The sequence below is a fragment of the Pseudomonas sp. AP19 genome, from assembly GCF_001728855.1.
GTDB lineage: Bacteria > Pseudomonadota > Gammaproteobacteria > Pseudomonadales > Pseudomonadaceae > Aquipseudomonas > Aquipseudomonas fluorescens.
Map to the genome: position 1 here is coordinate 122,390 of NZ_LXJP01000006.1, position 24,198 is coordinate 146,587.

Genomic DNA, 24,198 nt, shown 5'->3' on the forward strand with positions numbered 1-24,198 from the left:
GTAAGGAGATATTTGTGAGTAACAATGCCTTTAGAGATCACATTGCCCACGACAACATGACGCCCCTCTGGGAGGTATTGCGCGGGCTCACCCCGCGCGAGCCCAAGCAGACGGCGGACCCCGTAATCTGGCGCGCCGAAACCATTCGCCAAAATATGAAAATGGCCTGTGAGGTCATCTCCGCCGAAGATGCGGAGCGCCGTGTGCTTGTCCTAGAAAACCCTAAGTTTCAGGGCAAGTCGCAGATAACGTCATCCCTCTATGCGGGTATTCAAATGATCCTGCCCGGGGAGGTCGCTCCCAGTCATCGCCATACGGCGTCTGCGCTAAGACTGATTTTAAGTGGCCAGGGTGGGTTCACTACGGTGCATGGCGAAAAGGTACTAATGAACCCGGGTGACTTTGTCATCACGCCCACGAACGTTTTTCATGACCATGGTGCGCAGGGCACGGAACCTGTGATGTGGCTGGATGGCCTGGATGTGCCTGTTGTGCAAATGCTCAACGCCGGTTTCTCTGCTGATGACCCGAATCTACGTCAGGTCCTGACACGCCCGACAGGCGACTCCAATGCGCGATTCGCCGCTGGCCTGAGACCGGTGGGCGACACCCACGGCGGCCCCGTCAGCCCACTTTTTCACTACCCCTATTCGCGCACGCGTGCAGCGCTTGAACAGTTGTCGCTCGTCGATGAGTGGGACGCGTGCAACGGTTTCAAACTGATGTTTACCAACCCAACGAATGGGCTGTCCCCGATTCGCTCGATGGGTGCCTTTATGCAGATGTTCCCTGCAGGGTTCAAGGGCACGAGCTTTCGTGAAACCGACGGAGCTGTTTGCTGCGTGGTTGAAGGCAGCCTGCGTGTTCAGGTCGGTGACCAAACGTGGACAGCCTGCAAGGACGACGTATTTGTTCTTCCGGGTTGGGCATGGCGCTGTTTTGAGGCGGACGAGCAATGCGTACTGTTCAGCTTTTCCGATCGACCGTTGCAAGAACACCTCGGTTTTTGGCGCAGCGAAATCAATCCGAGCGCAACTACTACACCAGGAGAAAACCATGAAAATTTGTCTGTTTAACGATAACCGTTTGGGCCTGATTGAGGGCGACATTGTCTATGACGTTTCCCAAGCACTGCGTATTTTGTCACCTGCCCGTTATCCGTTTCCGCGCCATGACCTGCTGATCGCTAACCTGGCCGAGCTACGCCCCGAAATCTCGCTTGCCAAGGGAAGCGCAGCGGTCTTCAAGTTAAGCGATGTCGAGCTGCTTAGCCCCGTCGGTAACCCAGGCAAAATTGTGGCTGCGCCTGTCAACTATCAAGCTCACCTTGATGAAGCCATCGCAGACACGGAGACGTTTACACGTGCCAATGTCCGCAAAATTCAGGAGACGGGCCTCTTCCTGAAAGCTACCAGCTCGCTGATCGGTGTCAGTAAACCGATTGTGATTAATCTTCCAGAGCGCCGTACCGATCACGAAATCGAGCTAGTCGCTGTTATTGGCAAGCGTGCCAAGGATGTGAAGGCGAAAGACGCACTGGCCTATGTTGCCGGATACAGCATTGGCCTGGACATCACGATCCGCGGGCCTGAAGAGCGAAGCTTGCGCAAATCGTTGGACACTTACTCGGTGTTGGGGCCATGGCTTGTCACGGCTGATGAGCTCAGCGAACCACAGGGCTTGGAGTTGCTGCTGGAGGTTAATGGTGAGAAACGCCAGCACGCCAATACACGGGATTTGATCATGAACGTGGCAGAGCTGATCGAATTCGCCTCGACCTATTACACACTTGAGCCGGGTGATTTGTTGTACACCGGAACGCCCGAAGGTGTGGGTCCCATTGTTCACGGTGATCAGATCAAAGCACGAATTGAAGGGATTGGTGAAATTGTTGTCGAGGTCGTGTCGTCATGAGCCTACAAGATCCGATTGTAATCATTGGGGGGGGCATTGGCGGTCTGGCAGCAGCGCTGGCACTCTCACATAAGGGCTTCAAAACGCTCTTAATCGAACAGGCCGAAGAGTTTCGCGAAGTCGGTGCGGGGATCCAGGTGGGTCCTAACGGTTTTCGCGTGTTGGAGACGCTCGGCGTTGCTGATCAGGTACGCGAACTGACCGTGTTACCCGATGATTTGATCTTCATGGACAGTGTCAGCGCTGAGGTGGTTACCACCATCCCGACAGGCGCAGCGTTTCGGGAACGTTTCAAGTATCCCTACGCCTTGGTGCATCGTGCGGACCTGCATTCGGTTCTTCTGGCCGCGTGTCGCGAGTCCGCTGATGTCGACTTCAGGATCGCCACAAAAGTGGTGGGCTACGAAGATGATGGCCTGTCCGTGTGCGTGACCACTGACCAAGGTGAAACCATTCGGGGTTGCGCACTGATTGGCGCAGATGGATTGTGGTCGAAAGTCAGAGAGAAAATTGTCGGTGACGGTGCGCCTGTGGTCTCCGGGCACATTGCGTACCGGGCGGTGTTGCCCATTGAGGACGTGCCGCTTGAGTTTCGACGCAACTCGATGATTCTTTGGGGGGGGCCAAAGTCCCACCTGGTCCAGTACCCGCTTCGAGGTGGAAAACTATTCAACCTGGTCGCAGTCTTCCACAGCGACCGCTATGTAGAGGGCTGGAACACCGAGGGAGACCCTGAAGAATTACGCCGTCGGTTTGCCGGCACGTGTGACACCGTACAAACGCTCCTGTCCAAAATTGAAAGCTGGCGGATGTGGGTATTGTGCGATCGTGAACCCGTGAAAAACTGGAGTGAGGGACGTACCACGCTTCTGGGCGATGCCGCGCACCCCATGTTGCAATACCTTGCACAAGGGGCGTGTATGGCGATGGAAGATGGCGTCGTACTCGCACAGGAAATCGAAAAGTGTCAGGGTGATTTTGAGTCAGCTTTTAAGGCATATCAGGCTCGCCGATACCTTCGCACTGGCCGTTGCCAGGTGATGGCACGTGTTCATGGAGAGTTCTACCATGCCGAAGGAGTGGCAGCCGAACTGCGTAACGGTATGCTCGCCGCACGCACCCCTGAACAAGCATATGCCGGTCTCACCTGGTTATATGACGCGATAATTTAGAACTCCCAGTGACGGTCAATTATTCAACGTGCTCACGTTGCCGGGTTGATCGTCGCTTTCTGCTGTACGCAATGATCATTCTATAAAAATAAAAAGGGTGAAATCATGTACTACAAAAATTGCGGCCCGCTCGTGTGGCCGGCGTTACTGTGTTTTTGTACGCCAGGCTTGGCATGGGCTGAGGAATCCGATTTTTTCAAAGATTCGACCGCTACACTTCAGGCCAGAAACTACTACTTTCAACGTAACTATTTAGATATTCGCGGGGCCGAGAAACCCAAGGCAGAAGAGTGGGCTCAAGGCTTAATTCTTAATTTCAAATCAGGTTATACCCCAGGCGCGGTCGGCTTTGGTATTGATGCGATTGCCACTCTGGGCCTCAAGCTTGATAGTGGCCCTGGACGGGTAGGGACGGGCTTGCTGCCTATTAAGGATAGCGGGGCTCCTGCCGACGATTACAGTCGCGTAGGGCCAACCTTAAAAGCCAGGTTTTCTAAAACCGAACTGAGGCTGGGTGAACTTCAACCAGACATTCCCGTCTTGCCCTTCAGCGATATTCGTTTGCTTCCACCTTCCTATCAGGGTGCCTCCTTTTCGAGCAGCGAACTTACTGGGCTGACCCTTCAAGGCGGGCGAATCAAATCGACTAGTCTACGAAATGAAGCCGGTGACGAAAAGTTGATCGCGATGTTGGGCTATATTCCGCAACGCACAGCGTCCAGTGATGCCTTCAATTATATGGGCGGTGACTATAGTTTTAATGAGTCACGTACCACTGTCAGTGGTTGGTACGCCCAACTGGAGGACATTTACCGACAGAGTTATGTTGGCATTAAGCATAAGCAGTTAGTAGGGCGTTGGTCGGTGACCGGTACGTTGGCACAGTATGATGCTGTGGAAGATGGTGATCATTTAATAGGGGCGGTCGATAATCGGGCTTTGTATGGCACCCTTGGGGTGGCAAGGTCCGGGCATGCTGTGACCGTAGGGTACCAAAGAATGTACGGTAACACCGCGTTCCCCCGGGTGTTCGCCAATATAGCGCCCTTGGCCAATGAACTACCTACTTATGACTTCTCATCACAAAACGAAGTGTCTTATCAGGTGCGTTACGACTATGACTTCGCTGCGGCGGGTGTACCGGGCCTCCTATTTTCGACTAGATACGTTGTGGGGAACAATGTTGAGACAGGGCGCGGCTATGAGGGTAAGGATAGCGAACGCGATATCGATATGTCTTATGTTTTCCAGAGCGGGCCTGTCAAGGGATTGGGTATCAGGCTTCGCGATGCCGTAGCGCGGTCTAATTACAGAACTGATATTGACGAGTATCGCGTCGTTCTCAGTTATACCTGGAAGCTGCTATAGCCTTGCGCTCTTACCAACCCTGCGCGCCAATGGCCAAATATGTCGTCCGTCAATTGATCTTAATCTGTTCATCTGCGTGCTGATCGTGGGCTATTGCTACCTCAGTCGCTCATAGCGTTGGCGCTGATTGAAAACTGATCAGCCTTTACTGGGTCAGTTTTCGGTCAGCGGCAACACCATCGGAACAGCTCGCGTCCATGTGGTAGCGGGACACCATTGGTGCGTGGATAGCCGGCACGCGCCGGCAAGTCTCTTGTTTCAATTACACATCGCTATACCAACCGGGCTAACCCGATTCAGGAGCGGAACCTCAACCTGGAACTAAGACTATTGCGTCAAGGACAGCCGGCCACCCCCGTCGTCAGGGGGAGGCGTGGATCGAGACAGGGGGGCTGTGAGAGCGGGGATTGGAAGAAAGGGGCCAAAGGCCTGGCGTTAGCCAGTCAACTCGAGAATACCCAACATGTAGGTGCGATCCACGACATGCTTGCGAGTACTCGCCTGGAATTTTCCAAAGAGGTTTTTCAAGTGCCATTTCACGGTTTCTCCAGCGACATTCAACGCCTGGGCAATCTGCTTGTTCGACAGGTTGCGAGCGAGCAGTTGCAAGACTGCTCGCTCCTTGGGTGTGAGCAGGCGGCTGGGTGAAGCAGAGCTTGGAGGGGGCTCCGGGCGCACAACCGGACCTGAGTGAAGCGAGGCCTGCATGGCCGGCCTGGTCGTTTCGCTTGCGATCTTTTGCAACCACTTGACCAGTGCGGGATGGGTGTTCTGAACAATGCGCTGCAGTCTATGTCACGCTCGTTGGCGTAGTAGTGGTGCAATTGGGGACACCAGGCAGCGTCGATTTTGTCGTTACGTGAAGGGTGTAGTGGTCTAATTTCCCCGGACACCCCGATAGGTGGAAAATACACCTATTGAGGAGTTCTCCATGACCGACAAACGCAAAGTATTCGACGACAGCTTCAAGCTGGAAGTTGTAAAGATGATCAAGGACCAGGGCCTGAGTGTTTCACAGGTTTGTCGTGATCTTGATATTGGTGATACGGCCGTTCGACGCTGGGTACAACAGTATGAGGCCGAGAAGTTGGGGCAAGCCGGGATCGGCAAGCCGCTGACCTCTGAGCAACAGCGTATTCGCCAGTTGGAGCAAGAAAACCGTCAGCTCAAGATGGATAACGATGTATTAAAAAAAGCCACCGCCTTCTTTGCCCGCGAGCTGAAGTAACGTACCGCTTGGTTCGCCAGCTGCAACAGAAGGCTTGTTCGGTGGCGTATGTGTGCCGTTTGTTGGGGGTTAGTCGATCCGGCTTCTACGAGGCCAACAAGCGCGCTGGGGCTCCTGCATCGATCTGGCCCGTTGCTCTGCAACTCAAGGCGTCGTTTGCTGAAAGTGGCGGCTGTTATGGCAGTCGCCCATTGCGTAAAGCGTTACGCGCAAAGGGTATGCAAGTAGGCATTTACAAGATTCGCCGCATGATGCGCGTCAACAGCCTGCGTTCGGCCTGGAAGCGTAAATTTGTGCACACCACCGACAGCAAACATGACCTGCCGATTGCTGAAAATGTATTGAACCGCCAATTTGAACCCGAGGCGGCGAACAAGGCCTGGGTAGCAGACATTACCTACATCCGAACCCGCAGTGGCTGGTTGTATCTGGCTGTGGTGCTGGACTTGTTCTCACGCAAGGTAGTGGGCAGGTCAATGGCGCCGAACATGCCCGCTGAACTGGTGTGCAGTGCAATGCAGCTGGCGGTTGCTCAACGTCAACCGCCACCCGGCTTGATCGCCCACTCGGATCGCGGCAGCCAGTACGCGAGTGCGAGCTACAGAGCGCTACTGGCAAGAAGTGACATGCAGCAAAGCATGAGCCGTAAAGGTAACTGCTGGGATACGCAGTGATGGAGCGCTTCTTTCTGAGCTTGAAAATGGAGCGGGTATGGCGACGTGATTACGCCAACCATGCCGAGGCGATACGCGACATCACTGAGTACATCGTTGGGTTTACAACAACGAACGGCTGCACTCGAAACTGGGATATCTGCCACCGACCGTTTACGAACGGGCGATGGCGTCAAAATCACCTATCGAGGTGTCCGGAATTAGTTGACCACTACAGGGTGCGGGTTCCTCCCTGCTTGCCCGGTGACTCCGCATTTAGCGGAATTCCCGGCCTTCATTGAAAAACTTTCCCTCGCCTGAATAGGTAAGCACTTGCTGGAAGCCTCACATGGACGTTCGCTTACGGCTGAGCAGGTCGCCGCAGGCTCGATGAAGCCGCAGGGCTGCGGCATTCATCGGTACTTGCGGCGGAATTAATCAAGGCACTGGCGATTCTGTGGGGGGCGGTATCGAACCTGACCTTGGTCTTTGCAATGCCGCTGCTTACCTGGGCCTGTTCGTTCCAGTGCTGGTTGGCTGGCTTTGGTTACGCCAGGCGTTAGTTGCAGGGCGGAGGCAAGGCACGATGGCGGGACATCAAACTTTTAATATTGTTCTGATAATAGAATTAAATACTGTATAAAGAATAATGCAGGATAAATTGCCTGCCTATTCACGCCCTATAAAAACAAAAACGGTAACCAACATGTCATTTCTGAAAGGCTTCTCAATCGGCGCCAAGCTCCTCGTGCTGCCCGGGTTATTTGTGCTCGCTCTACTGGTTGTCTCGGGTCTGGCCTACCGCGGGCTGGCTAAGCAACAAGCGGTAATCGAGGAAATCGACCAGTTGCGTTTCCAGCAATATCGGCAAGTGTTAGAAACCTCGGCCGCCTCGCAGGCGGCGATGGTCGGCGCATATGCCACAGGCGCGCGCATCCTTGAATCCAGTGGGCAAGCTTCCGCGGAAGACCTTGAGTCATATCTTGAAGATATGCAGGCCAGTGTTGACGACATGCGTGCCGGGCTGGACAAGGTGGCTCGTGAAACTCGCCTGGGCGAAGAAGAGAGAGCGCTCTATCAAGCGGTGCAGGAGCAGGCCGCAGTGGTCGGCGAGGGGCTTGCCGAATTCAAGCGCACTGCTTTGAGTGACCAGATACAGGCTGCCTCGCTGCTGGGTCGGGTGCGTGCCGACAACAATGGCCTGCAAGGTCAATTCAACCGGCTGTTGGGCCTACAAGCCGAGCTGACCTCTGGCGCCTTCGCTGAGGCGGGCGCAACACAACAGCAGGTCTCACGGATGCTCGTCGCGGTGCTGCTGGGTGGCAGCTTACTGGCTGTGTTAGTCAGTCTTTTGTTGCGTGCGCAAATCATCCGGCCCATTCGGGAAATCGAGAGGGCTTCGATCGAGTTGCGCGATGGCGACCTGACCCGACGCGTGCGGGTCATGGGTCGAGACGAGATTGCCCACACGGCTCAGGCATTCAACGAACTCATTGATAGCTTCCAGCAGGCAATGCGCAAGGTAGCCGGAGTCGCGGCATCGGTCGGCGCCTCGGCAGAGGAGCTGGTGGGCGCTTCGGCGCGTGTGGCGCAAAGCTCTACGGCGCAGGCCGGTGCGGTGGGCGCGGTGTCGATGACCATCGAGCAGATGAGCGACGGGATTGCGGCAATCTCCAGTCATGCTGAAAGCCTGCGCAGCTGCGCCGAAGCCAGTTTGCGCGGTGCGCAGGATGGACACTTGGCCTTGTCGCGACTGCTCGAGAAAATCGACAGCGTGCGCCATGCATTCTCCGCCATCCGTGGCTCGGTGGGCGATTTTGTCGAAAGCACTACTGCGATCACCGCCAGCATCGGTCAGGTCAAGGACCTTTCCGCGCAGACCAGCATGCTGGCGCTCAATGCGGCGATCGAGGCGGCACGGGCTGGCGAGAGTGGACGCGGCTTCAGCGTGGTGGCGGACGAAGTGCGTAATCTGGCACAACGCTCTGCGCTGGCAGCCAACTCGATCAACCAGTTGACGGTAAAGCTCGAGAGCCAGTCCGAGGTGGTCGACGAAGCCCTGCGCGCCGGCACGGTGGCATTGGACGACAGCGGCCGACTGCTGAGTGAGTTGGAAAGTACCCTGCAACAGGCAGCGGAACTGGTCGGCGACTCCACGCGTGGGGTGGACCGGATTGCCGATGCGGTGAGCGTGCAGAACGAGGGTGGGCGGGGCATCGTTGCCAACGTCGAGCACATCGCACGCATGGCCGGCGAGGGCGATGCGATCACTCATCAGGTGTCCGGAGCTGTGGTGTCTTTGCGCGAACTGTCCGATGAGCTGAATGTAGCAGTGGGACGTTTTCGCTACGAGGCCTGATTTGCTTGAGACTTCGGTGTCCTGAATATCAGCAGCAGGGGTATGACTCCAATGGATAACCACATCAGCAGCTTGAAGTCATCCAGGTAGGCCACCCAGCTGGCCTGCACAGTGATCATGCCATCCAGCGCCGCACGCCCGCCGGCGGTTAATGGATTGAGTTGGTTGTTTACAGGCCAGGCATCGAACAGGCGGTTGAACGGCGTAACGTATGCGCCGATTTCGGCATGATTGATCTGAGTGTTTTGAGCCAGCAGCACCGTAACGATCGAGATGCCAACGCTTGAGCCGACATTGCGTGACAGGTTGTACAGACCAGTGGCTTCGCCACGCAAATGCGGCGCTAGGGTGGTAAAGGCGATGGTGGTCAGTGGGACGAACAACAGACCCAGGCTCGCGCCCTGAATAAAGCCGACGTACACGATGGTGTTGATGGACACTGCCGGCGTCCAGCCGGTCATCATGTACATCGACCAGGCGGACAGCAACAAACCGCAAAACAGTATCCAGCGAATATCCACTTTGCCGATGATCTTCCCGGCAAGGAACATGCTAAGCATGGTCCCCAGTCCGCGTGGCCCCATGACCATGCCGGCGGTGAGCACCGGGTAACCCATCAGGGTTTGCAGGTAGGGTGTCATCAGCGCCAATGACGCTAAATAGGTAATGCCGATGATGAAGATAAACACGACCGCCACCGAGTAATTGCGGTCCTTGAACAGTTTCAGACTGATAAAGGGCTTGTCGTGGGTGAAGGTGTGGACGATGAAAATGTACGAAGCGATGGCGGCCACCAGCGCCTCCAGGATGATTTCTCCTGAATCGAACCAGCCCAGCTGTTCACCGCGGTCGAGGAACAATTGAATCGACAGGATCGCCACGCTGAGCGAGCCAAAGCCTAGCCAGTCCAAACGGGCGGTTCTGTCGGCCGGGGTTTCCTGAATGAAGCGCATCATGCCGACAAAGGCCAGCAATCCGATAGGCAAGTTGATGAAGAACACCCAGCGCCAGCTGAGGTGTTCTGTTAGCCAGCCGCCGATCATCGGACCCAGCACCGGACCAACCATCACCGACACGCCGAACAAGGCCACTGCCGAGCCACGGTCTTTCTGCGGGTAAATATCCAGCAGAATGCCTTGCGATAACGGCACCAATGCTGCCCCTGCCAGCCCTTGCAGTAAACGGAACAGGATGATTTCTTCCAGGGACCGGGCAATGCCACAGAGCACCGACGCCAATACAAAACCGAAGATCGATCACAGCAATACGCGCTTGCGACCGAAGCGTCGGGCAAGGAATGCCGAGGGCGGCGTCATGATGGCGGTGGCGACGATGTAGGAAGTCAGTACCCAGTTAATCTGGTCGGCACTGGCCGACACACTGCCCTGCATATAGGGTAGGGCGACGTTGGCGATGGTGGTGTCCAAGGCTTGCATGACCACTGCCAGCACCACACACAGCGTAATCAGTACTCGTAGCGGCGAAGGTGGCAGCGGCCCAGTTACTTCACTCATGATGGCGGGCGAGCAGGTTGGCCAGCGGTTTCGGCAGACCACGGGCGGTTCCGGTATCGATCTCTACCAAGGCACTCATGCCGTGGCGCAGCGCGGGTTTGCCTACGGCATCGTCGATACGGATCTTCACCGGAATACGCTGCACAACCTTCACCCAATTGCCCGTGGTGTTCTGTGCCGGCAGTAGCGAAAAGCTGGAGCTGGAAGCCGGGCTGATGCTTTCCACGGTGCCGTGCCAGGTCACGCCGGGATAAGTGTCTACCTCAATGGTTGCGTCCTGGCCGACGTGAGCGTTGGTCAGCTCGGTTTCTTTCGGCGAGGCAGCCACCCATAGGTGTTCGCTGGACACCAGGCTAAAGCCTGATTGTGGGGGTTGCAGGTAGGCGCCCACTTGCAACGAGTCCACGTTGGTCACCACGCCGTCGAACGGGGCGGTCACCACCGAGTTACGCAGGTTGCGTTCGGCTTCATTGAGCGCTGCTTGTGCTTGTAAGTAGGAGGGATGTTGCTCGAGAGGCCTGTCCAGCCGTCCTCCCAGTTGGGCTAATGCCGCAGCAGCCTGGGACTTGGCTACCAAAACCTGCTGGCGGGTATTGTCGAGGTCCTGATGGGCGTCGTCGTAGATTGTCTTGGAGACGGCGGCAACGCTGACAAGTTTTTCCAGCCGTTGGAAATTGGTCTGGTAGTAGGGCAGCCTGGCTTCAGCCTGGGCGATTTCGGCCAGTGACTGGTTGTAGCTGGCCTTGAGGTAAAGGATCTGGTTGCGCGCGCCTTCCAGTTGCGCGCTGGCACTGGCCAAGGCGATTTCAAAGGGTTCTGGCTTCAAGCGAAATAACACTTGGCCCTTGCTCACGACTTGGTTGTCACTGACCTCAATGGCCGCCACGATCCCGGCCACATCGGTCGAAACGCCCACCCGTTCGGCCTGAACGTAGGCGTTGTCGGTACTGACCACTTGGCCACCCAACACATACCAGGCGCCACAGGCCACGACGACAATCGGCGCCAGCAAAAACAGGCCGACGCGCCAGCGTTGCCGTGGAGCGCCGGAGGATTCTGGCCCATGACGATCAAGGGTGGGAGCTTCAGGCGCCTGCGCTTCAGGTTTCGCCAGTGGGTCGAGTGGACGGGCTTCTGCCTGCACCGCATGACGCTGCAATGTGGACTCAGCCATGCGTCACCTCGTCTGCCGCGCAGTTAGTGGGCTCATCCACCGGCTGGCTGCAAGCCGTCAGCAAGTGTTCACGCATGCGTTCGAGGTACTGCAGCAATTGATCGTGCTCCTGAACGGAAAAGTCGGCCATGGTTTCCACTCGAGTCTGCTCGCCAATGGTGCGCATGAATTGCAGCAGCGGATGGGCATCCGGAGTGAGAAATAACAGGGAAAAACGGCGATCGGTGGCGCGGTTGCGACGTTCGATCAGACCGCGCTCCTGCATTTTGTCCAGCAAGCGCACCAGCGTGACCGACTCGATTTCAAGCAAGTCGGCCAGACCCTTCTGGTGAATGCCTTCATGCGTGGACAGTTTGGCCAGAACTTGCCATTGAGAGCGCGTGAGACCGGCTGCGCGGGCCCATTGTTCGAAGCGTTTACGCATCAAACGGGCAACGTCATGGAGGACAAAGCCGAGGATGGATTGGGTCATCGTCAACGCACCTGAAGTGAATGAGCATGCTCATGGTGATCAGGCTTATAGGTTTTCTGCTGATCCTTTTCAAGGAAAAATGGGCATTAAAGTTAAGAATGTTCATATTCAGCGATTTATTTGGCTGATAATCCGTTTTGTTGAGCAGTGTTCGGAGTATTTCTGGGTTCTAGATAGGTTTTTATGAGTATGAACATAAATCATTAAAATGTTTACTTATGGTTGCCATCACAGCATTGTACCGCTACCGTTAGCGTTGATTGCATTGCAAACAAAAGCCCAAAAACACAACAACAATGAGGCAAACCGATGACGACCCCTGGCTGGTGGGCCATGGCGCTTTCCGAGGCTGTGAATGATCAAAAGCCATTGGCCGTGGCCTTTGGTGGCGAGGAACTGGTCCTGTTCCGCAACGCAGCCGGGCAGGCTTTTGCTCTGGAAGACCGTTGTCCACATCGGCGGGTGCCGTTGGCTCTGGGACGAGTTGTCGAGTCTGGTTTGCAATGTGGTTACCACGGCTGGACCTTCGATGGTGCCAGTGGCGGTTGTACAAAAATTCCCAACCTTAATGATGATGAGCGCGTACCGCCACGCTATGCCGTGCGGGCCTTTCAGGTGAGCGAAGCCAATGGCTTCGTCCATGTGTGGTTGGGTGAGGGCGCATCGCAAGGGGAGCTCCCCAGCAGCGATTACCGGCCAAGCGGTCGCGAATTTACCGGTTCCACCGTCGTCAACATGAGTCACGACCAGTATCTGGCGGCGATGCTCGACGGCCCGGAATGCTTGCTCGGCTTTACCCATGTGCGCCTCACCGATTTCTTCCTTGGCGATCTACGCAGAGAGCAGGGCCGCGTGGTTCTGGAGCGCGGTGCGGTATGGTCCACACAATTTCTGCCATCGCAGTTTGTGGTGGACTACCCCTTGATTGTGCGCACCGCAGTACCCCTGAGCGGCGGCAGTATTCGGGTGGATTTGCTCAACGAAGAAGAAATGCCGCTCGTTACCCTGATGATCGCAACCGGGGCCAACCGCCGTGGCACCACCAGCCTGTGCTGGCGAGGATTCGTGACTGAGCACGTGCCGGCCAAGGCACCGTTGCGTTGGCGTATTGCCCGTGCATTCAGCAGGTCGCCGTTCCGGGTGAACCACTTGATTGACGGCGTAGCCGTCGCGGCCCTGCTGCAAGCCCCATCCCGCGACCTGCGTGCCTTTCGCCGACCGCATCTGATTCCCGCAAGCGCGATCGTCTGAGCACAGGAGAACTCACCATGCATTCCGTGCCTTCCTCTACCGATACTCCGTCGCGCAAAGTGCGGGGTGACTGGACACCGATCAACTATGACCTGCGTGACACCTGGTTTCCGGTCTCCCATAGTCGCGACCTCAGTGCCCAGCCAATTCGTCGAATCATTCATGCCCAACCCTATTACCTGTGGCGGGAAAACGGGCAGCCGAGAGCAGCTGAATTCCATCCCTATCGTCTGCGTGAAAATACGTGCGTGCTGACGGCATTCACTGGCGGCAGCGGGTTTTATCCGCTGGTCGAGCGTTACGGCTACATTTGGGTCTGGTACGGCAACCCGGATGCCGCCGATACATTGCTGCTGCCGCATATCCCGTTCCTGCCGCAAGACGGCAGTCTTCCTGGCTACACCCAGCGCACCGTGCGATTCGATGCGACCTCTGCGCTCTCTGTAGAAAACCTGATTGACCTGACCCACGCCGATTTCCTGCATGCCAATACCATCGGCGACGGCATCAGCGAGTCGGACGAGGTCGAGGTGCAATGGACCTCTGAAACGGTGACCCGCACCCGTACAGTCGCACAAAAATCAGTGGCGCCGATCATGCGTTGGGTCGGCGGGGTGCGCGCCAAGTACCAGGATTTTCGCGCGGTGCTGCACATCCATTTGCGCAGTAATGTGTGCATCTCCTACCCGCGATTTCGTCCCGGTTATGACGTTCCTAACTTGCAACCGTTCTTGCCGGTGGGCAAGCATCGCTCGCGCTGTGACGTCACGTTCAATACCACCGCTGCACCGTCACCGTTTCGCTACGTGATGCCGCGCATCAACTACATCATCCAGCCCCAGGACAACTCGGTGGTGCGTCCGCAAAATCAGCGCTATTTCGAGACCGATGAGCGACGTGACCTGCATTCGCGTTTCGATACCCCAGGTACTCGTTATCGCTACCAGATGGAACAACTGGTCGAACGCCAGCGCGCCGGTCAGTTCGCCTACGGCAGCGATGCTGAACCCGGACGCGATATCAGCACGTTGTTGGGCATGAAAGACTGACCCCATCACGCAAGGAGTACGGCTATGGATCTGGGCATTGGCGGGCGCATGGCGGTGGTATGCGCGTCTTCACGAGGGCTTGGCAAAGCCTGTGCGCTGGCATTGGCGCAGGAGGGTTGCGAGATACTGATCAACGGCCGCAATGCCGAGACCCTGGCGCAAACCGCGCAGGACATTTTTCTCGGCACTGGCCGGCTGCCCCGCACGGTGGTGGCGGATCTGTCCACCTCTGCCGGGCGTGCGACATTGTTGGCCGCGTGCCCGGTAGTCGACATTCTGGTGACCAACAACGGCGGCCCAGAGCCGGGTCGTCTGGAGGATTGGGATCACGCGGCCTGGATGGCGGCCATTGAGGCCAACATGCTCTCAGGCATTCTGCTTATCCAGGCTGTGATCGGCGGTATGCGGGCGCGAGGTTTCGGCCGCATCGTCAATATCACCTCGGCGATGGTCAAGTCACCGCGTTTGCCGTTGGGTTTGTCCACCGCTGCACGTGCCGGGCTGACCGCTTTTTGCAAAGCTCTGTCGGTCGAAGTGGCACGGGACAATGTAACGATCAACAATCTGCTGCCGGAGCGCATTGAGACGGACCGTCTGCGCTTTATGACCGAGCAGCTGGCGGGGCTTCGCCAGCTCAGTTTTGAGCAAGCACGGGTGGAAATGCTCAAGCCGATAGCGGCGCGACGATTTGGCCAGCCGAGCGAATTGGCAGCCGCCTGCGCATTTCTCTGTTCGGCGCAAGCCGGCTATATCACCGGGCAAAATTTGCAGATCGACGGCGGCAGTTATGCTGGATTGATTTAGCTTCCCCGGCGTTCCTTCCAGTCGGCGGGCAGCACTTCGCTGGCGTCGAAATCCAACTCCACTTCAACCCCATTGGGGTCCTGCATGAACAGCTGCCACGTGCGATCGGCGCCGGGAGCACGGATCACCTTGAATCGCACGCCGTGCTCATCCAGGTGCGTCCACATTTTCTGCAAGCCCTGGGCATGAAACGCCATATGGTCGAGCACGCCACGTCGCGGCTCCGGCATTTGTGATACGCCCACCACATGCAGTACGGGCTGTTGCCGGGCGTACAGCCAGAAGCCGGGAACCGGGAAGGGCGGGCGTGGCCCGTCGACCAGACCCAGTACCTCCACGTAGAAATCCCGTGTCGCCTCCAGTTGGTTGGTGACGATGGTGAAGTGGTCCATGCGCAGGATCATCGCAACGCCCCTGATCGGCTTTTAGTGATATTTAGACGAATTGTTATTTGCTGTTCATATTCCTGCTTATGATTCTATATTCGGAATACTAATCTATCTATGGAATTTATCATTGATCGCTTAGGGTAACGCCATGGATTCGTTCTGCAGCTCTGCTGCAAAACGCTAAGCGCAGAAGAAGACAGGTGCTGAATGAGCCAGGCAATCCTCGAAGGAATTCGCGTCATCAGTCTGTGTTCCGGCATTGCCGGCTCTGCCGCTGGCATGCATCTTTGCGAAGCGGGTGCCGAAGTGGTGATGATCGAGCCACCCGCCAACCCCGCCAGAGAGAAACAGGCGCTGTTTGCTGTGCTTAACCGTGGCAAGCGCAGTGTCATCCTCAGTCTGGAAAATCCCCAAGATCGTCAGCAACTAAACTCTCTGCTCGCGAGCGCCGATGTGCTGCTACACGACTTCACACCTTCGGTAGCGCAGGCCCATGGTCTGGCCGACGCGCAACTCGCTGCAGACTTTCCTCGCTTGATTATCTCGGCAATTAGCGGCTGGCCCCAACGGCATGCACTGGCGAATGCCATCCCCTGGGAAACTTTGATCCTGGCGCGCCTTGGCCTGTTGGACGAGCAACCGGCGCATCGCCCCGGCCCGGTATTCGTGCGCATGCCCTTTGCCAATTGGCTGGCCAGCTGGTTGTGCGTGGTTGGGGTGATGGCGCGGTTGCTTGCACGCGAACGTGACGGCTGCGGCGGTATCGCTCATACGAGTTTGGCTCAGGCAGCCTTGGTGCCAATGACCATGCATTGGAACCGCGCGCAAACGCCGACGCAGGCCTTTGCCAAAGGCCTGGATAAACACATTCCTATTCCGTTGCACCAATGCGCTGATGGCCGCTGGTTGCATGTGCATTATTCGCCGGACAAATCCCCGTGGATGGCCGCGGCACTCAGTGAGCTCGGCGAAACCGAAGTGGCTCGCTTGAACGCGCTGTGGCCATCGAGCCATGTGGCGCCAAACTTCGGCGCCAACAAGGCGATCATTGCCACACGGCCGGCACAGGACTGGGTCGAGCATTTCTGGCAGCACGACGTGGCCGCGCAAATTGCCGCTCCCTTTGGCGATATCTACTTCGACGAGCAAGCACGCCTGAATGGTTATGTGGTTGAAGTCGACGATGTGCAATTGGGCAAGACCCTGCAACCAGGCCCTGCCTGGCAGGTGCAGCCACCCGCACGAGTTGGCGGTAGCGCACCTCTGGCAGGTGAGGGGAACGCCGGACTGTCAGGCGCCGATGCTGTGATCCCTTCGCAAGTGCCCAGGTCGAGCCCGGCGCCCTTGCCTCCGCTGCACGGTCTGAAAGTACTGGATCTGGGCGCCTACCTGGCCGGGCCGTTTGCTTGCATGCTTCTGGCGGACCTCGGCGCCGAAGTCATTAAAGTCGAAGCGCCCAAAGGCGATGCCATGCGCCGCCTGGAGCGGATTTTCAGCGGCACCCAGCGTGGCAAGTTGGGGGTAGCGCTGCAGTTGGGCGATCAGCAAACCGAGCCCGCCGTAGAAACGTTGGCCCGTTGGGCCGATGTTGTTCACCACAACATGCGGCTGCCGGCCGCACGCAAACTCAAGGTCGACTACGAGAGCCTCAAAGTGCTCAACCCGCAGCTGGTGTATTGCCATGTCAGTGCCTACGGACCGACCGGACCGCGCGCGGATTGGCCGGGTTTTGACCAATTGATGCAGGCTTCCTGCGGCTGGGAGAGGGAGCAGGGCGGGGAGGGGCAGGCGCCGATGTGGCTGCGTTTTGGCGTGGGCGATTTCTTTGCCGGTTTATCCTCGCTCTATGCCTTGCTGCTGGGATTGTACGAGCGCAACCGCAGTGGCGTCGGGCAAATGGTCAGCTCGTCATTGTTGGGCGCTACGTTGCTATCGATGAGCGAAGCGGTGGTGCTTGAAGACGGCAGCCTGACCCCAATCGAACATATGGATGCGCAACAGACTGGTGTGAGTGACGCACACCGTTTGTATCTATGTAGCGATGCCTGGCTGGTGGTGGCAGCGCTGCAACCGGATGAGGTGCAGCGTTTCAAGGCGCTCATGGGTGATCAGCCCGAAACCTGGTTTGCAGGTCTTACCCGGCAAGCGGCGCTCGCAGCATTGGCTGAAGTGCAAGTTCCTGCGCAGGCCGTCCTGGAGGCGCAGATGGATGCCTTTCTCGACAGCCCCGAACACGCCGCCGCGGGTCTGCACGCGCATTACTCACATGCTGTTTACGGCGACTTGCAACAGATCGGCGCGTTCTGGGATTTCGGCAACTTGCCGTTATCGCTGCAGCGCCCACCGCCCGCCCTCGGCCAACATACCCGGCAAGTTCTGGAAGGCCTCGGCTTTACCGGCAGCGAGCTCGAACGATTGGCCTCGGCTGGCCTGGTGGCGCTGTAACGGTGGGCCTATTGGCCGGCAGCATTTTTCGACAAGCACAAGGAATACCCATGTACGAGTTGGATTTCAGCGGTAAAACCGTGCTGGTAGTCGGCGGGTCCAGTGGCATCGGCAATGGCATTGCGCAGAACTTTCGCCAGCGCGGTGCCGAAGTGCATGTCTGGGGTACGCGTGCCTCGGCGGCGGCCTATCACGACTCACCCGACTCTAACCTTGAAGGCTTGCATTACGCGCAGGTCGACGTCGCGGATGCAGCGTTGATCGAAGCGGTCTGTGTGCCATTCACCCGTCTGGATGTGTTGGTGCAAGCGCAAGGCACGGTGCTCTACGACCGTCAGGAATTCCTCGCTGAGGGCTTCAAGCGCGTGCTCGACATCAACCTCACCAGCCTGATGGTCTGCGCGCAGAAATTTCACCCGCTGCTGATGGAAGCCAAGGGTTCGATGATCACGGTCAGTTCGGCAGCAGCGTTCCATTCTACCCGTGGCAACCCTGCCTACAACGCCTCGAAAACCGGCGCTTTCGGGCTGACTCGCACCTTGGCCGAAGCCTGGGCTCGTGATGGTATCCGGGTGAATGGCATTGCCCCGGGGCTGGTGGAAACCAAGCTGACACGGGTGACCACCAGCAACCCGAAACGCCTGGAAGGTGCGCTGCGCGCCATTCCTCAAGGGCGCCTCGGCACGCCTCAGGACATGGCTAATGTGGCTCTGTTTCTCGCCTCGCCGCTGGCCAGCTATGTGCTCGGCCAAACCCTATTGGTCGACGGCGGCATGCTGCTGGCCTGATCGCTATTTGCTAGGAGAAACACCATGGCCTGGGACTTTCAGACCGACCCCGAGATTCAAGTGGAACTGGATTGGATCGAGCAGTTCGTGCGTGAGGAAGTCGAGCCTCTCGACCACGTGTTGGGCAGCCCGTGGAATATCCACGACCCGCTGTTCAAGCAACTGGTCAAACCGTTGCAAGCGCAGGTGAAGGCGCGCAACTTGTGGGCTTGTCACCTGGGCCCGGAACTGGGCGGGGCAGGGTATGGCCAGGTGCGCCTTGCGTTGATCAATGAAATTCTCGGCCGCTCGCTGTTCGGACCGATTGTGTTTGGTTGTCAGGCACCGGACTCCGGTAACGGTGAAATCCTCGCCCATTACGGCACGCCGGCGCAGAAGCAGCGCTACCTGCAACCCTTGCTCGACGGCGATATCGTGTCCTGCTTCGCCATGACCGAACCCCAAGGCGGCGCGGACCCTGCGGTGTTCACCACCGAAGCGGTGCGTGAGGGTGATGACTGGCTGCTGAGCGGCGAAAAATGGTTTGCCTCCAATGCCCGCTACGCCGCGTTCTATATCGTGATGGCGGTCACCGATAAAAACGTGTCGGTGTATGAAGGCATGTCGATGTTTATTGTTGCCGCCGATGCTCCGGGGGTGAGCATTATCCGCAACGTCGGTATCGCCGATGACCCGGCCGCAACCCATGCCTACCTGTCGTTCGACAAGGTGCGAGTGCCTGCTGGCGACATGCTCGGCGCGCCCGGTCAGGCGTTTGTCGTGGCCCAGGTACGACTGGGTGGCGGCCGCGTGCACCATGCGATGCGGGTGATTGGCCAAGCGCAGAAAGCCCTGGATGCACTCTGTGAACGATCCCTGTCGCGTAGTACCCAGGGCAGCCGCCTGGCGGACAAGCAGATGGTCCAGGAAAAAATTGCCGACTCGTGGATCGAGCTCGAACAATTTCGTTTGCTGGTCATGCGCACGGCATGGCGCATCGACCAGTATCAGGACTACAAACGGGTACGCAAAGACATCGCTGCGGTGAAAGCCGCCATGCCCAAGGTGCTGCATGACATCGCCGCGCGCGCCCTGCATGTACATGGCTCGTTAGGGGTAAGCGAAGAAATGCCGTTTACCGGGTACATCGTCCGCTCCTTCCAGATGGGGCTGGCCGACGGGCCCACCGAAGTGCACAAAATCACGGTCGCCAAACAACTGCTACGCGATTATCAACCCTGCGACGAACTGTTCCCCGATTACCACCGGCCCACCGCGGCGGCCCGAGCCCGGGAAAAATACGCCGATGCATTGGCCAGTCTGGGCGAGTACGACGCATGAACGACTGGCAGGATCTGGTCGAACTCGAGCGCCTGGCTCTATGGATGGACTCAAAGGGTCTGGAAAGTGGCTCCATCGAGGCCCCACTGCGATTAACCGGAGGCACTCAGAATCTGTTGCTGCGCTTTCGGCGTGGCACGCGCGAATTCGTATTGCGTCGGCCTTCCAGGGAGTTGCGCGAAGTCGGCAGTAAAACCATTGCCCGTGAAGCACGGTTGCTCAAAGCGTTGGCCGGATCGCCGGTGCCCCATGCCGGCCTGATAGCCGACTGCGCCGACCAAGACGTTCTGGGCGCCAGTTTCTATTTGATGGAACCAGTACAGGGCTTCAATCCCAACTGCGCGGCAGGTTTGCCGACGCCGCACGCGCAGCAGCCAGCAATGCGCCGACGTATGGGGCTGGCCATGGTGGACGCGTTATTGCGTCTGGGAGAAATCGACTATCAGGCGGTGGGCCTGGGGGATTTTGGGCGGCCCGAAGGTTTTCATCAACGCCAGGTCTCACGTTGGCTGGCGCAACTGGACAGCGTCAAAGACTACCCCGGTTGGCCGGGCGCGAGCGGTCTGCCGGGACTTGCCCGGTTGGCCAACTGGTTGAGCGAGCATTACCCGACGCAGTTCCAGACCGGTATCCAGCATGGTGACTTTCACTTGTCCAACGTCATGTTTCGCCACGACAGCGCGGAACTGGCCGCAGTTGTCGATTGGGAGCTGGCGACCATCGGCGATCCGTTGCTCGACCTTGCCTGGCTGGTAGTCACCTGGCCCGGTGCTGATGGTCGTGGTGCCGGCACCATTGAAGTTCGCCCCTGGGAAGGCTTTTGCAGCAGCGACGAACTGGTCGCCCATTACCGCGCCGGCAGCTCGCGCTCGTTGGCGGACTTCACCTGGTACCTGGTGTTGGCCGGCTTCAAGCTCGGCATCTTTCTCGAAGTCAGTTACGCCCGTGCGTGTGCGGGCAAAGCCTCGATGGTCTCGGGTGAAAAACACCACGCCTCAGCGTTGCGTCTGTTCGCTACGGCGTTGCAGCGCATCGATCAAACAGTCTGATATCAGAGGAACAGCCCATGCAGCTGGCCGGTAAACGCATCATCGTCACGGGGGGCGCCAGGGGTATTGGCGCGGCAGTGGTCAAAGCATTTGTGGAGGAGGGAGCCTATGTCGTCAGCCTCGACCTGGGCGAAGCCGCCTCGATGACGGGGGACGGTGGCGGGTGGGCGCATACACGAGTCTGCGATATCGCTGACAGCCAATCCGTGGACGCCGCTTTCGCCTGGGCCAACGAACGGCTCAATGGTCTGGATGTGCTGGTACATGCTGCGGGTATCGCGCCGAATGCCAGTGCCGACAGCATCACGCTGGACGAGTGGGAAAAAGTCTTTGCGGTGAATACCCGTGGCACATTCCTGACCAACCGCGCGGCCTATGAGCTGCTGAAGGGCAGCGGTGGGCGGATCATCAACTTCGCCTCTGGGGCAGGCGTCATCGGACAGCCCGGCAAAGCCCATTACGCGGCCAGCAAGGGGGCCGTGCTGGCGTGGACGCGCACGGTGGCGCGGGAGTGGGGCCCATTGGGCATTACCGTCAACGCTATCGCCCCGGCGATGTGGACGCCGATGTACGAGGCGACTCGCGCGAGCATGAGCGCCGAACAACTGCAGCAGCACGATGCGTACATGGCAGGGCAAGTGCCCATCGGCGGACAACTGGGTGAACCGGCCCGGGATCTGGCGCCAGTGCTGGTATTTCTTGCCGGAGAAGGTTCTCGATTTGTCACCGGGCAGACGCTGATGATTGACGGCGGGATGCTGATGCTCAGTTGAGTTGAAGGTGGGGCGCCTGGCGCCTCGCCTAGCGGCTGCGGATCAGCTGCAAAAATTCCTGACGGGTGTTGTACGACTCGCGGAAGGCGCCAAGCATCACTGAAGTACTCATCACCGAGTTCTGCTTCTCCACACCTCGCATCATCATGCACATGTGTTTCGCCTCGATCACCACGGCCACCCCGGCGGCATTGGTGACCTGGGCGATTGCATCGGCAATCTGCCGGGTGAGGTTTTCCTGGATCTGCAGGCGGCGGGCAAACATGTCGATAATTCGCGCGACCTTCGACAATCCGAGCACTTTGCCTGTCGGTATGTAGGCAACATGAGCCTTGCCAATAAATGGCAAGAGATGATGTTCACACAGCGAATACAATTCGATTTCACGAACGATGACCATCTCATCGTTATCCGACTCGAACAGTGCTCCGTTGACGATCTCTTCCAGCGTTTGCCGGTAGCCATGGCAAAGATAACGCATGGCTTTCGCTGCACGTTCCGGAGTCTTGAGCAGGCCTTCACGCTGTGGGTCTTCACCGACGTGCTGGAGAATTTCCCGATAATTTTTCGTCATTTCTTCGTTCATCGATCGACCTTATTGTTAGTGATGTAAGGGGAGCAGCTAAGCCAGCGGCCTGCTCAAACCGGTCAGCACCATGCTGGTAAACAGACTCGTCAGACTTTCCAGAGGAGGCCGCGCATCCTGCGGGTAACCGGCTACCACGCCATCGAGCAATGCTTGCATGCCCAGCGCCATCGGTGCGCGCTGGCCGGCCGGCAATCCACAACGGCTGAGGATGTTTTCCAGGTCCCGGGTGCGGGTGTCGCGCAGTTGCTCGACGCGTTCGCGCTGCTCCAGGCTGAGGCTGCGAAATTCCATGCGCGTCAGCGTGTGGCGCTGATCGTGCAAGCTGTTGAACTGCAGGTGCACACGTACAAAACGTTGCAGTTGCAGCCGACCCTCAGCATGACGCGCGACCTTGGTTTGCAGTAACGCCAGAAGATCGCTTTCATGCGTCTCGATCAGTTCGAACAGCAGCGCCTGCTTGCTTTCAATGTGGTTGTACAGCGATCCCGGCTGCAAATGCATTGCGGCTGCCAATTGGCGCAGGCTGACACTTTCGAATCCATGCTCGGCAAATAATCTGAGCGCCGTGTGGTACAGCAATTCGTGGGTTCCGACATCGCCATCCGGCTGCCCATGCCAGCGCGGCTGAGGGCCGGCGGCCGTTGCGGGGCGGGCGCCAATCATGGACGTTCCAGCAACAGGGCGACGCCCTGGCCGCCGCCAATGCATAAGGTCGCCAGGCCTTTTTTCGCGTCGCGCTTGAACATTTCGTGCAGCAGCGTGACCAGCACACGACAACCCGAAGCGCCAATCGGGTGACCGAGGGCAATGGCGCCGCCGTTGACGTTCACTTTGTCAAAATCCCAACCCAGCTCTTTACCCACCGCCAACGACTGGGCAGCGAACGCTTCGTTGGCCTCGATGAGATCGAGTTCAGCCAGGCTCCAACCGGCTTTTGCCAGACACTTGCGACTTGCCGACACCGGCCCGATGCCCATGATCGCCGGGTCTACGCCAGTACACGCACCCGCCTTGATCTTTGCCAGAACGGGCAAGCCCAACTCCCTGGCCTTGTCTTCGCTCATCAACAGCACTGCAGCGGCGCCGTCATTGATTGTCGAGGCGTTGCCGGCGGTGACGCTGCCGTCTTTTCTGAAGGCTGGTTTGAGCCCGGCCAGGCTGACAGCAGTGGTTTGCGCGCGAGGTTGCTCATCCACGGCAAACAGCAGCGGCTCGCCTTTGCGCTGCGCAATCGGCACCGGGGTGATCTCCGCGACAAAACGGCCGGCCTCAATGGCTGCGCTGGCAAGTTGCTGCGAACGCAGGGCATAAGCGTCCTGCTGCTTACGGGTCAGGCTGTGAGCGTCGACCAGATTTTCCGCAGTGATGCCCATGTGGTAGTCGTGGAAGGCGTCGATCAGGCCGTCCTGCAGCAGCGAGTCGGCCAGTTGCGCGTTACCCATGCGCAAGCCGGTGCGCGCTTTGGCCAGCGTGTAGGGAGCCAAGCTCATGTTTTCCATGCCGCCGGCAATCACCACCTCGGCATCGCCACAGCGAATCGCCTGAGCCGCCAGCATCACGGATTTCAACCCGGAGCCGCAGAGCTTGTTCAGGGTCATGGCCGATACGCTATGGGGCAGGCCTGCTTTCAGCGCCACTTGGCGTGCCGGGTTTTGCCCACACCCGGCCGTGAGCACCTGGCCGAAAATCAACTCATCGACCAGGTCGACGTCAATCCCGGTTTTTTTCAGCAACGCCTGGACCACCACGCTGCCCAATTCCACGGCACTGGTGGTGGCCAATGCGCCTTGGAAGGTACCGATGGCGGTGCGGGTGGCGGCGACTATCACGACTTCATGCATGCTGTGCTCCAGTTTTCGGTGGATACGGCGTGGTGCCTTTTCAGGC

Annotated in this window: 22 protein-coding genes and 2 pseudogenes; 16 read left to right on the forward strand and 8 right to left on the reverse strand. The window is 58.1% G+C overall.

Annotated elements, in window-relative coordinates:
* Nucleotides 1-14: 14 nt before the first annotated feature.
* The 4 genes from A7D21_RS07495 (at nucleotide 15) to A7D21_RS07510 (ending at nucleotide 4,454) form a co-directional block, all read left to right on the forward strand.
* Complete coding sequence (locus A7D21_RS07495) at nucleotides 15-1,076, forward strand: cupin domain-containing protein (protein WP_047531077.1); 1,062 nt, start codon at nucleotides 15-17, stop codon at nucleotides 1,074-1,076.
* A complete protein-coding gene (locus A7D21_RS07500) occupies nucleotides 1,057-1,914 on the forward strand; it encodes a fumarylacetoacetate hydrolase family protein (protein WP_047531075.1) in 858 nt (285 codons plus the stop codon). Before A7D21_RS07495 ends, A7D21_RS07500 begins: the two co-directional genes overlap by 20 nt.
* Nucleotides 1,911-3,086 (forward strand): 3-hydroxybenzoate 6-monooxygenase, encoded by a 1,176-nt coding sequence (locus tag A7D21_RS07505; RefSeq protein ID WP_020300857.1) that lies wholly within the window; start codon nucleotides 1,911-1,913, stop codon nucleotides 3,084-3,086. The genes A7D21_RS07500 and A7D21_RS07505 overlap by 4 nt, the downstream gene beginning before the upstream one ends.
* Before the next feature lie 105 nt (nucleotides 3,087-3,191).
* On the forward strand, nucleotides 3,192-4,454 hold the full coding sequence (locus tag A7D21_RS07510; RefSeq protein ID WP_069551388.1) for an OprD family porin: 1,263 nt from the start codon (nucleotides 3,192-3,194) through the stop codon (nucleotides 4,452-4,454).
* Between the two features lie 435 nt (nucleotides 4,455-4,889).
* Here A7D21_RS07510 and A7D21_RS34225 read toward each other — a convergent pair whose 3' ends face one another.
* Entirely contained in the window at nucleotides 4,890-5,162 is a 273-nt protein-coding gene (locus A7D21_RS34225; RefSeq protein WP_081997921.1) for a response regulator transcription factor, read from the reverse strand.
* Between the two features lie 223 nt (nucleotides 5,163-5,385).
* On the opposite strand from A7D21_RS34225, the pseudogene A7D21_RS07520 reads away from it, so the two are divergent.
* The 3 genes and pseudogenes from A7D21_RS07520 to A7D21_RS07525 all read left to right on the forward strand — a co-directional run bounded on the left by A7D21_RS07520 (nucleotide 5,386) and on the right by A7D21_RS07525 (nucleotide 8,694).
* Nucleotides 5,386-6,564, forward strand: a pseudogene (locus tag A7D21_RS07520) (IS3 family transposase).
* A 228-nt stretch (nucleotides 6,565-6,792) separates the two neighbouring features.
* Nucleotides 6,793-6,978, forward strand: a complete 186-nt coding sequence (locus A7D21_RS34230; protein WP_076961359.1) for an acyl-CoA dehydrogenase C-terminal domain-containing protein — start codon at nucleotides 6,793-6,795, stop codon at nucleotides 6,976-6,978.
* A 63-nt stretch (nucleotides 6,979-7,041) separates the two neighbouring features.
* Nucleotides 7,042-8,694 (forward strand): methyl-accepting chemotaxis protein, encoded by a 1,653-nt coding sequence (locus A7D21_RS07525; RefSeq protein ID WP_020300852.1) that lies wholly within the window; start codon nucleotides 7,042-7,044, stop codon nucleotides 8,692-8,694.
* On the opposite strand, the pseudogene A7D21_RS07530 reads toward A7D21_RS07525, so the two are convergent.
* The 3 genes and pseudogenes from A7D21_RS07530 to A7D21_RS07540 form a co-directional block, all read right to left on the reverse strand.
* Nucleotides 8,682-10,208 (reverse strand): annotated as a pseudogene (locus A7D21_RS07530) (DHA2 family efflux MFS transporter permease subunit). The gene A7D21_RS07525 and the pseudogene A7D21_RS07530 sit on opposite strands and share 13 nt — an antisense overlap.
* Nucleotides 10,201-11,382: an HlyD family secretion protein gene (locus tag A7D21_RS07535; RefSeq protein ID WP_020300850.1), complete on the reverse strand. Its 1,182-nt coding sequence runs from the start codon at nucleotides 11,380-11,382 to the stop codon at nucleotides 10,201-10,203. Before A7D21_RS07535 ends, A7D21_RS07530 begins: the two are co-directional and overlap by 8 nt.
* A complete protein-coding gene (locus A7D21_RS07540; RefSeq protein WP_047531071.1) occupies nucleotides 11,375-11,854 on the reverse strand; it encodes a MarR family winged helix-turn-helix transcriptional regulator in 480 nt (159 codons plus the stop codon). Before A7D21_RS07540 ends, A7D21_RS07535 begins: the two co-directional genes overlap by 8 nt.
* Between A7D21_RS07540 and A7D21_RS35185 the strand changes: the two genes are divergently transcribed.
* The 4 genes from A7D21_RS35185 to A7D21_RS07555 all read left to right on the forward strand — a co-directional run bounded on the left by A7D21_RS35185 (nucleotide 11,841) and on the right by A7D21_RS07555 (nucleotide 14,958).
* Nucleotides 11,841-12,041, forward strand: coding sequence for a hypothetical protein (locus A7D21_RS35185; RefSeq protein WP_128706716.1), 201 nt, complete (start codon nucleotides 11,841-11,843; stop codon nucleotides 12,039-12,041). The genes A7D21_RS07540 and A7D21_RS35185 overlap by 14 nt on opposite strands.
* A 122-nt stretch (nucleotides 12,042-12,163) precedes the next feature.
* Nucleotides 12,164-13,105, forward strand: a complete 942-nt coding sequence (locus A7D21_RS07545; protein WP_020300847.1) for a Rieske 2Fe-2S domain-containing protein — start codon at nucleotides 12,164-12,166, stop codon at nucleotides 13,103-13,105.
* A 17-nt stretch (nucleotides 13,106-13,122) separates the two neighbouring features.
* Complete coding sequence (locus tag A7D21_RS07550) at nucleotides 13,123-14,154, forward strand: aromatic ring-hydroxylating dioxygenase subunit alpha (protein WP_020300846.1); 1,032 nt, start codon at nucleotides 13,123-13,125, stop codon at nucleotides 14,152-14,154.
* 24 nt (nucleotides 14,155-14,178) lie between these two features.
* Entirely contained in the window at nucleotides 14,179-14,958 is a 780-nt protein-coding gene (locus A7D21_RS07555; RefSeq protein ID WP_020300845.1) for an SDR family oxidoreductase, read from the forward strand.
* Here the strand turns inward: A7D21_RS07555 and A7D21_RS07560 are convergent.
* The gene (locus A7D21_RS07560) at nucleotides 14,955-15,362 is read right to left on the reverse strand and encodes a VOC family protein (RefSeq protein WP_020300844.1); all 408 of its coding nucleotides are present in this window, start codon (nucleotides 15,360-15,362) and stop codon (nucleotides 14,955-14,957) included. The genes A7D21_RS07555 and A7D21_RS07560 overlap by 4 nt on opposite strands.
* A gap of 192 nt (nucleotides 15,363-15,554) precedes the next feature.
* Between A7D21_RS07560 and A7D21_RS07565 the strand changes: the two genes are divergently transcribed.
* From A7D21_RS07565 to A7D21_RS07585, 5 genes are read left to right on the forward strand one after another with little or no spacing between them, the layout of a single operon-like run.
* Nucleotides 15,555-17,792 (forward strand): CoA transferase, encoded by a 2,238-nt coding sequence (locus A7D21_RS07565; protein ID WP_047531069.1) that lies wholly within the window; start codon nucleotides 15,555-15,557, stop codon nucleotides 17,790-17,792.
* Nucleotides 17,793-17,842: 50 nt separating this feature from the next.
* Nucleotides 17,843-18,580: an SDR family NAD(P)-dependent oxidoreductase gene (locus A7D21_RS07570; RefSeq protein ID WP_020300842.1), complete on the forward strand. Its 738-nt coding sequence runs from the start codon at nucleotides 17,843-17,845 to the stop codon at nucleotides 18,578-18,580.
* Between the two features lie 24 nt (nucleotides 18,581-18,604).
* Nucleotides 18,605-19,900 carry an acyl-CoA dehydrogenase family protein gene (locus A7D21_RS07575; protein WP_020300841.1) on the forward strand — a complete coding sequence of 432 codons (1,296 nt, stop codon included), beginning with the start codon at nucleotides 18,605-18,607 and terminating at the stop codon, nucleotides 19,898-19,900.
* Complete coding sequence (locus tag A7D21_RS07580) at nucleotides 19,897-20,949, forward strand: phosphotransferase family protein (RefSeq protein ID WP_020300840.1); 1,053 nt, start codon at nucleotides 19,897-19,899, stop codon at nucleotides 20,947-20,949. The genes A7D21_RS07575 and A7D21_RS07580 overlap by 4 nt, the downstream gene beginning before the upstream one ends.
* A gap of 17 nt (nucleotides 20,950-20,966) precedes the next feature.
* Nucleotides 20,967-21,722, forward strand: coding sequence for an SDR family NAD(P)-dependent oxidoreductase (locus tag A7D21_RS07585; protein WP_020300839.1), 756 nt, complete (start codon nucleotides 20,967-20,969; stop codon nucleotides 21,720-21,722).
* Between the two features lie 28 nt (nucleotides 21,723-21,750).
* Here A7D21_RS07585 and folE read toward each other — a convergent pair whose 3' ends face one another.
* From folE to A7D21_RS07600, 3 genes are read right to left on the reverse strand one after another with little or no spacing between them, the layout of a single operon-like run.
* Complete coding sequence (folE, locus tag A7D21_RS07590) at nucleotides 21,751-22,308, reverse strand: GTP cyclohydrolase I FolE (protein ID WP_020300838.1); 558 nt, start codon at nucleotides 22,306-22,308, stop codon at nucleotides 21,751-21,753.
* Between the two features lie 36 nt (nucleotides 22,309-22,344).
* Entirely contained in the window at nucleotides 22,345-22,974 is a 630-nt protein-coding gene (locus tag A7D21_RS07595) for a TetR/AcrR family transcriptional regulator (protein WP_020300837.1), read from the reverse strand.
* Complete coding sequence (locus A7D21_RS07600) at nucleotides 22,971-24,152, reverse strand: acetyl-CoA C-acetyltransferase (protein ID WP_020300836.1); 1,182 nt, start codon at nucleotides 24,150-24,152, stop codon at nucleotides 22,971-22,973. Before A7D21_RS07600 ends, A7D21_RS07595 begins: the two co-directional genes overlap by 4 nt.
* Nucleotides 24,153-24,198: the final 46 nt, after the last annotated feature.